General features: G+C 71.8%; 5 protein-coding genes and 1 pseudogene. 2 read left to right on the forward strand and 4 right to left on the reverse strand.

Annotated elements, in window-relative coordinates; genetic code table 11:
* Positions 1-9: 9 nt before the first annotated feature.
* A complete protein-coding gene (locus tag ABZX67_RS22380) occupies positions 10-2016 on the reverse strand; it encodes a CocE/NonD family hydrolase (protein WP_355362824.1) in 2007 nt (668 codons plus the stop codon).
* Positions 2017-2198: 182 nt separating this feature from the next.
* Between ABZX67_RS22380 and ABZX67_RS22385 the strand changes: the two genes are divergently transcribed.
* Positions 2199-3209 carry a polyprenyl synthetase family protein gene (locus ABZX67_RS22385; RefSeq protein WP_355362826.1) on the forward strand — a complete coding sequence of 337 codons (1011 nt, stop codon included), beginning with the start codon at positions 2199-2201 and terminating at the stop codon, positions 3207-3209.
* Between the two features lie 136 nt (positions 3210-3345).
* Positions 3346-4506: a sigma-E factor regulatory protein RseB domain-containing protein gene (locus ABZX67_RS22390; protein WP_355362828.1), complete on the forward strand. Its 1161-nt coding sequence runs from the start codon at positions 3346-3348 to the stop codon at positions 4504-4506.
* Positions 4507-4649: 143 nt separating this feature from the next.
* Here the strand turns inward: ABZX67_RS22390 and ABZX67_RS22395 are convergent, their stop codons facing one another.
* The 3 genes and pseudogenes from ABZX67_RS22395 to ABZX67_RS22405 form a co-directional block, all read right to left on the reverse strand.
* Entirely contained in the window at positions 4650-5981 is a 1332-nt protein-coding gene (locus tag ABZX67_RS22395) for a M28 family peptidase (RefSeq protein WP_355362830.1), read from the reverse strand.
* 328 nt (positions 5982-6309) lie between these two features.
* Positions 6310-7329 carry an EamA family transporter RarD gene (gene rarD, locus ABZX67_RS22400; RefSeq protein ID WP_355362832.1) on the reverse strand — a complete coding sequence of 340 codons (1020 nt, stop codon included), beginning with the start codon at positions 7327-7329 and terminating at the stop codon, positions 6310-6312.
* A 213-nt stretch (positions 7330-7542) separates the two neighbouring features.
* Positions 7543-8000: pseudogene (locus tag ABZX67_RS22405) on the reverse strand (2-oxoacid:ferredoxin oxidoreductase subunit beta); the annotation flags it as partial.

Below are 8000 nucleotides of genomic sequence, written 5' to 3' on the forward strand. Positions count from 1 at the left end.
CCGTGGTGATCATCCGGCCGTACGGCCAACGCGTGTGACCCAGGTGCGGTGGAAGAGGACTTCCGGGCCTTCCGCGCCCATCACCTCGTCGGTGGTGACAGGCCCGCCGGCCTCGCAGGCGGTCTCGGAGCGGGTGTCGACGGTGACGTTCCAGAGCTGCTCCGGGTCCGGGCGGTGGAAGCGGATCTTCCACTCTGAGCGGCTGCGGGCGGACAGCGGGTCGCCGTCGGTGAGGGTGTACGTCTGCACGGCGTCCTCGGTGAATTCGAGGCCGTCGGGGTGGACGCGCGTACCGCCACCGCCACCGCCTTCCGGAGGGGTGTCCGCCTCCAGCCGCCACTCGCCCCGGGCGACGTCCCGGACGAGCAGCAGCGCGGGGCGCTGCGCCTCGTCGAGGGTGGCGGGGTGGCTGACGCCGAGCTGCTCGGCCTGTTCCGGCGGTTCGAAGGCCGTCTCATCGCTGCCCGTCGGGGCGCGCAGGGGGAGTTCGAGGGCGCTGCCGACCGGGTCGAGCGTGAAGCCCGCGGCCTCCGGGTGCGGCCGGACCATGGGCCAGTACGCGGACGAGACCGCGAGCCGTACGCGATGGCCGGGCGCGAAGGAGTGGGCGGTGTGGCTCAGGTCGAAGACGTACGCGGTGCTGCTGTTGTTTCCGTTGTCATTGCCTGTGCCCGTGGCCCCGCCTTCGTCGGTGCCGCGGGCGATGAGGGTCGAAGCGCCGCCGGGCGCGACGTCGCAGAGCCGGGCGATCACCTGCGCGGTGGGCCCGTGCGGGCGCACGGCCAGGGTGACCCGGGGGCGGCCGAGGATCTCGACCGGCGGGCCGTCCTCCGGTACGGGGAAGTCGAAGCAGGCCGAGCAGGCGTCGTCGGCGCGCTGGTCGGGCGGCAGGTCGGCGTCGCCGCCGCGGGGGACCGGCCGCCCGCCGTCCAGGCCCGTGTGGAGCGGCGAGCGGACGAGGACGGGCGGGCCCTGGAGCGCGTACGCGACCGGCGTGACCCGCGGGGACGGCCAGGCGTCGTCGCCCACCCAGCGGCCCGGCAGCTCGGGCGGCGCGGTCGCGGGCCGGTGGGAGGAGCTGATCCAGGAGCGCAGGAGCGGCTCGGCCATGACGTCGTTGGTGACGCCCTTGAGGTGGTGGTCCCACCAGCGCAGGGTCTCCTGGAGGAAGCCGATCGCCGGCCCGGGCGGCAGGTCCTGATCCGGGTACGCGTACGGCCAGGGCCCCAGGATCCCGCGCACCCGGGCGCGCGGCAGGCGCTCCACGAGCCGCAGCACGGTGTCGCGGTGCGGCGCGTGCCGGCCGGCGACGGCGAGGACGGGTACGGCGATGGCTTCCGGTTCGTAGGGGAGGTGGGTGTGCTCGGCGGACGGGTCCAGCGCCTCCAGGCGGGCCAGCCACATCTCCCGCCACAGGTCGCCGACGTGGTGCGGGTCCGGCGGGCAGGCGGCGCGGGCGAGCCGGGCGCTGCGGCTGTGGCTGTGGCTGTGGCTGTAGCCGTGGCTGTGGCCGTGACCATGCGAGGTGTCCTCGGCGCAGACGGCGACCACCGCGCCGAGCGGGCCTGGGGTCGGGGCGAGCGCGGCGACGCGGAGGGCGGTGTGCGCGCCGGGGCCGATGCCGATCATGCCGACGCGGCCGCTGCACCACGGCTGGTCCGCGAGCCAGTTGAGGACCACGACCTCGTCGACCTCGTCGATCTCCTCCGCGAGGTCGTCCGCGAGGCCGTCCGCGAGGTCGTGTGCGCCGCCGCCCGGTACCCCCTCGCTGTTGCCGTACCCGCGCGCGTCCACCCGTACCGAGGCGTAGCCGTGGCCCGCGTACCAGGGGTGGCGCTGCGCGTCGCGGGCGGCGGTCGCGTCGGTCAGCCGGTCGGGCGCGTACTCCAGGAGCGCGGGCACCGGTTCGTCCGTCAGCGGGCGCCAGACCCGGCCGTACAGGCGGGTGCTGTCGGGCAGCGCGATCCGGACGTCCTCGTGGGTCGTCTCGTACGGGAAGGAGGTGCGGAAGCGCATGGAGAGGCCTCACGAGGTCCGAAAAAACCGCATATTGCCTGGCAAATCTACCCATCCCGAACATACCGGGGGTGGCGGGAAGGCGCCCATGGTGATCGAAAGCCGACCGGATACGCTGACTTGAGTGAATCCAGCGACACATCGACAATCCGTGTGATCGTCAGCAGACAGGAGATCCCCTCGTGACCGCAGTCGGGCCGTTCGGGCTGAGCGTGCGGGACCAGGCTCTTGAAGCCGATGTCCAGACCGGATTGGCGGCGGTCGAGGCAGGGCTCCTCGATGCCTGCAAGAGTGACGTGCCGTTCATCACGGAGGCCGCCCAGCACCTCGTACGGGCCGGGGGCAAGCGCTTCCGTCCGCTGCTCGTGATGCTCGCCGCGCAGTTCGGCGATCCGCACGCCCCCGGGGTCGTGCCCTCGGCCGTCGTGGTCGAGCTCACGCACCTGGCGACGCTGTACCACGACGACGTCATGGACGAGGCCGACGTGCGGCGCGGGGTGCCCAGCGCCAACGCCCGCTGGGGCAACTCGGTCGCCGTCCTCACGGGTGACTTCCTCTTCGCGCGCGCCTCACACATCCTGGCGGATCTCGGGCCGGAGGCCGTACGCATCCAGGCGGAGGCCTTCGAACGCCTGGTCACCGGACAGATCCTGGAAACGGCCGGCCCGCGCGACGGGCGCGACCCCGTCGAGCACTACCTCGACGTCATCGCCGGCAAGACCGGCTCGCTGATCGCCGTCTCGGGCCGCTTCGGCGCGATGATGTCGGGCGCCGACGAGCGGGTCGTCGACATCCTCACGCAGTACGGCGAGCGCCTCGGCGTCGCCTTCCAGCTCGCCGACGACCTGCTGGACATCGCCTCCGACTCCCACGAGTCCGGCAAGACGCCCGGCACCGACCTGCGCGAGGGAATCGCCACGCTGCCGGTGCTGCACCTGCGTGCCATGGCGGCGGCCTCCGGCGAGGCGGCGGACCACGAGCTGGTGGCGCTGCTGGACAGCGACCTCACGGACGACGACCGGCACGCGGAGGCGCTGCGCCGGCTGCGCGTCCACCCGGCGCTGGAGCTGGCGCGCCGGGACACCATCCGGTACGCGCAGGAGGCGCGGGCGCTGCTGGCGCCGCTGCCCGACCGCACCGCGAAGGCGGCGCTGGAGGAGCTGTGCGACCTGGTGGTGCACCGGGCGGGCTAGGGCCTGTCCCGGGGCTCTCAGGGTCCGGGTCATCCTTCAGCAGTACGGAAGTCGAGCCCGCGGGCTGACGCCTTCACGGGTGCCGCCTTGGTCAGATGGATACCAGATGGATCGCTGACCACGGAGGTAGGCACACATGGCACCGAACGACAGCGCACCGAACGACGGCGCGAGGCGCCGGACCATGGCGCGGTACGCCGTTCCGGTCGCGGTGGCGGGGGTGGCGGCGGCGACGATCGGGCTCGTCCCGGCGCTCGCGGCGGCCGGGGACCCCGAACTGCCGGAGATCACGGCACAGCAGCTGGTGGAGAAGATCGCCGCCTCGGACGTGGAGCGCCTGTCGGGCACGGTGAAGGTCACCGCCGACCTGGGGCTCCCCTCGCTCGGCGGACTCGGCGGGCCCGGCGGCGATGAGGGCGGGAAGCTCATGGAGCTCGCCTCGGGCACGCACACCCTGAGGGTGGCGGCGGACGGCCCCGACAAGCAGCGGCTGACCTTCGTGAACGACGCCGCCGAGTACAGCCTGATACGCAACGGGGACGACGTCTGGGCGTACGACGGTGCGTCGAAGGAGGCGGTCCACTCCACCGAGACAGGTGCGGGTGACGCCCATGAGCCCGAGGTCCCGGCCACTCCCAAGGACCTCGCCGACCAGGCGCTCAAGGCGGTCGACGACACGACCTCGGTGACGGTCGACGGTACGACCCGGATCGCCGGGCGCGACGCGTACCAGCTGCTCATCAAGCCGAAGCAGAGCGACTCGGGCTCGACGATCGGCTCGATCAGGGTGGCGGTGGACGCGGAGAAGGGCGTGCCGCTGAAGTTCACGCTCACGCCGAGCGACGGCGGCAAGGCGGCGATCGACGCGGGCTTCACGAAGGTCGACTTCGGTACGCCGGCGGCGTCGACGTTCGCACTCCCGAAGGACGCGAAGGTCACGGAGGCGCCGGAGGAGGCGCAGAAGCCGGGGCTGGAGCCGGGGCTGGAGAAGGCTCCGGAGGAGTTCGCGAAGGACTTCGCCGATGTCGGGGGCGGCCTCGAGGTCATCGGGGAGGGCTGGACGACCGTGGCCCGGCTGAACACCCCGGGCGGCAAGGGGGTACCGGCGAAGGAGGACGTACCGGCGGAGGCGGGTGCGTTCCTGGACGCCCTGGGCGACAAGGTCTCGGGCAAGTTCGGCTCCGGCACCGTCTTCAAGACCCGCCTGGTGAACGCCCTGCTGACGGACGACGGCCAGCTGTACGCGGGTGCGGTCACCCCGGAGAAGCTGGTCGCCGTGGCCAACGGCGAGAAGTAACCGCGAGCGCGGGGCTGTACGGCCGCGCCGTACGGCCGGGCCGTACGTGGGTGGCGGGCCCCACCACCCACGTACGGTCACCGCTGCTTCAGACGCCTCAGCGCCTCAGCGCTCAGCGCCTCAGCGCTCAGCGCCTCAGCGTCTCAGAACGTGAGCCGGAAGGCGTTGATGTAGCCGGTGTCCTGGGCGGCCACGTCCTGGGCCCGCAGCTTCCAGGCCCCGTTCGCCGCCTCGCTCGACGCGTCCACTGTGTACGTCGCCTGGATGTTGTCCGCCGAGTCGGAGGAGCTGGAGTTCTTCAGGCGGTACGCCGTGCCGTCCGGGGCGAGGAGGTCGAGCACCACGTCCCCGCGCCAGGTGTGGACGACGTCGACGCCGACGCGCAGCGCGGCCGGGGCGTTGCCGGTGCGGCCGGCGACGGTGACCGTCGAGGTCACGGCCGCGCCGTTGTCCGGGATGGCGACGTCCGCGGTGTTCTCGTACGTGTCACCGGTCGGCGGCGGCGTCGTCCCGGCGGACAGCGTCCACACGGCGTGCGCCAGCGCGTCGCTGTTCCGGTCGAGCGCCGTGTCGTTGATGTTGGACGTGGTGTCGCAGGAGGAGTGGTAGCAGCGGTCGAAGGCCTGACCGGCGGTGCCGCCCCACTTCTGCGCCTGCGCGCTCGTCTTCGTACGGCTCGCACCGGTGAACAGCCCGCCGACCGGGATGCCGACGTTCTTGAACGCGGCGTGGTCGGAGCGGCCGTCGCCCTCGGTCTCGATCTCGGTGGGCACGCCGAGCCCGGCGAAGTAGTCCTTGAAGGTCTTCTCGATCGTCGGGTCGTCGTCGTAGACGAAGTAGCCGGGGTTTGGCGACCCGATCATGTCGAAGTTGAGGTAGCCCGCGATCTTGGCGCGCTCGGTGGTCGGCAGGTTGTTGACGTGGTACTTCGAGCCGACGAGGCCGAGTTCCTCCGCGCCCCACCAGGCGAAGCGCAGGTGCTTCGCGGGCTTGTACTGGGCGCGGGAGACGGCGAGCGCGGCCTCCAGGACGGCGGCGGAACCGGAGCCGTTGTCGTTGATACCGGCGCCGGAGGAGACGGAGTCGAGGTGGGCTCCGGCCATCAGGACCTGGTTGGCGTCGCCGCCGGGCCAGTCGGCGATGAGGTTGTAGCCGGTGGTGCCGTTGTACGTGAACTGCTGGACGGTGGTGGTGAATCCGGCGGCGTCCAGCTTGCCCTTGACGTAGTCGATCGATGCCTTGTAGCCGGGTCGGCCGTGGGCGCGGTTGCCGCCGTTGGCGGTGGCTATGGACTGGAACTGGGCGAGGTGCGCCTTGACGTTGGCGACGGGTATGTCGGGCGCGGCGGCGGCAGCAGCGGAAGCGGCGGTGGCGGCGGCCGTCGGCGGGGCCGAGGTGGCGGGGGCCGCCGTGGCTATCAGCCCGGCGACGGCGAGTGCCGCGGCGGCCGCGGCGGTTCCTCTGGAGAGGTTCATGTGGGGGCTCCGGGGATTCCGTACGGGGATGGGAACGGAACGTGCGAGACGCCCCGCGGCCATGGAGGCGCGGGGCGTTGGAGCTTCTGGTGCGGTGTGCGTGCTGAATGGTCAGCGAGATGTTGACTCGTCGTCAAGAGAGTGTTCCGGACACAGGTGTTCGATGACCGGACGGTTTACGTCCCCGTCGGTCGCGGGGCCGTTGTGACGGTCGGCCCGCGCGTCACGCGCCACTCGCTCCCGGAAGCTCGACGTGGCGCGGCACCGCCCCGCCGTGTCGCACGCGTCGTCCGGATGCCGGACACCGGCCGGATCCCACTACGGACACTCAGAGCCGCGGCGCCCGCTCCTCGGGAATCCGCTCCTCGGCAATCCGGTCCTCGGCAATCCGCTCCTCGGGCACCCGCGCCGCCGTCGCGGCCGCCTTCGCCAAGCGGAGCGCCTCCGCCCGAGTCCGCCGCGACGTCCGCAGCGCGTCCCACGTCAGGATCGTCAGCGCCAGCCACACCAACGAGAAGCCCGCCCACCGCTCCGGCGGCATCGCCTCGTGGAAGTACGCGACCCCGAGCAGGAACTGGAACACCGGCGCCAAGTACTGCAGCAGCCCCAGCGTCGACAGCGGTACCCGTATCGCCGCCGCGCCGAAGCAGACCAGCGGCGCGGCGGTGACCACGCCCGTCGCGGCGAGCAGCGCCGCGTGCCCCGCGCCCTCGGCCCCGAACGTGAGCGAGCCCTGGGAGCCGAGCCACACCAGGTACGCCATCGCCGGAAGGAACTGGATCGCCGTCTCGGCGGCCAGCGACTCCACGCCCCCGAGGTTGACCTTCTTTTTCACCAGGCCGTACACCGCGAACGAGAAGGCGAGCGTCAGCGAGATCCACGGCGGCCGCCCGTACCCGAAGGTCAGGACCACCACCGCCGCGAAGCCGGTGCCGACCGCCGCCCACTGGGCGGGCCGCAGCCGCTCCTTGAGGAGCAGGACGCCCATGGCGATGGTGACGAGCGGGTTGATGAAGTAGCCGAGGGACGCCTCCACCACATGACCCGTGTTCACGGACCAGATGTACAGGCCCCAGTTGACGGTGATCACGGACGCGGCGATCGCTATGAGACCGAGCTTGCGCGGCTGCCGCAGCAGTTCGCGCACCCAGCCCCAGCGGCGCAGTGCCAGCAGGGCGATGCCGACGACGGCCAGCGACCACACCATCCGGTGGGCCAGGATCTCGATGGCGCCCGAGGGCTTCAGCAGCGGCCAGAAGAGGGGGACCAGGCCCCACATGCCGTAGGCCCCGATCCCGTAGAGGAGCCCCGCCCGCTGATCGCCGCCACCGCTCTTCGCCGCCGCCATTGACCGCCTCCTGTCCCGACCGCCCTGCCCTGCCCTGGCCTGCTGAAGAAAGGTAACGCCGGGCGGGGCGCCCTGTCATGTCCGTACTGCGAGACGCTCATGACGTACGACGTGGCGTACGAACTCGGCGCGTGCGCGAGCAAAGAAGGAGGGGCGCCCTCGGGAGGACGCCCCTGACTCCGTGCACCGCGACGCCGGTGCCCGCCTGGTGCTCTACCCGACGACCGTCCAGGTGTCGCCGCCGGCGAGGAGTGCGGCGAGGTCGCCTTTGCCCTTGCGTTCGATGGCGGTGTCGAGTTGGTCGGTCATCTGGGTGTCGTAGACGGGGCGGTCGACGCTGCGGAAGACGCCGATGGGGGTGTGGTGGAGTGTGTCGGGGTCGGCGAGGCGGGAGAGGGCGAAGGCGGTGGTGGGGCTGGGGTTGCGGGCGTCGTGGACGAGGACGTGGGCTTCGTTCTCGGGTGTGATGGTGACGACGGTGAGGTCGCCGGTGGTGGTGTCGCGTACGACGCCCTTGGTGTTGTCGGGGCCGAAGCGGATGGGTTGTCCGTGTTCGAGGCGGATGACGGCTTCTTCGGCCTGCTGCTTGTCTTTGAGGGCGTCGAAGGCGCCGTCGTTGAAGATGTTGCAGTTCTGGTAGATCTCGACGAGTGCGGTGCCGGGGTGGTCGG

Source organism: Streptomyces sp. NPDC003036 (genome assembly GCF_040611175.1).
Classification (GTDB): Bacteria; Actinomycetota; Actinomycetes; order Streptomycetales; family Streptomycetaceae; genus Streptomyces.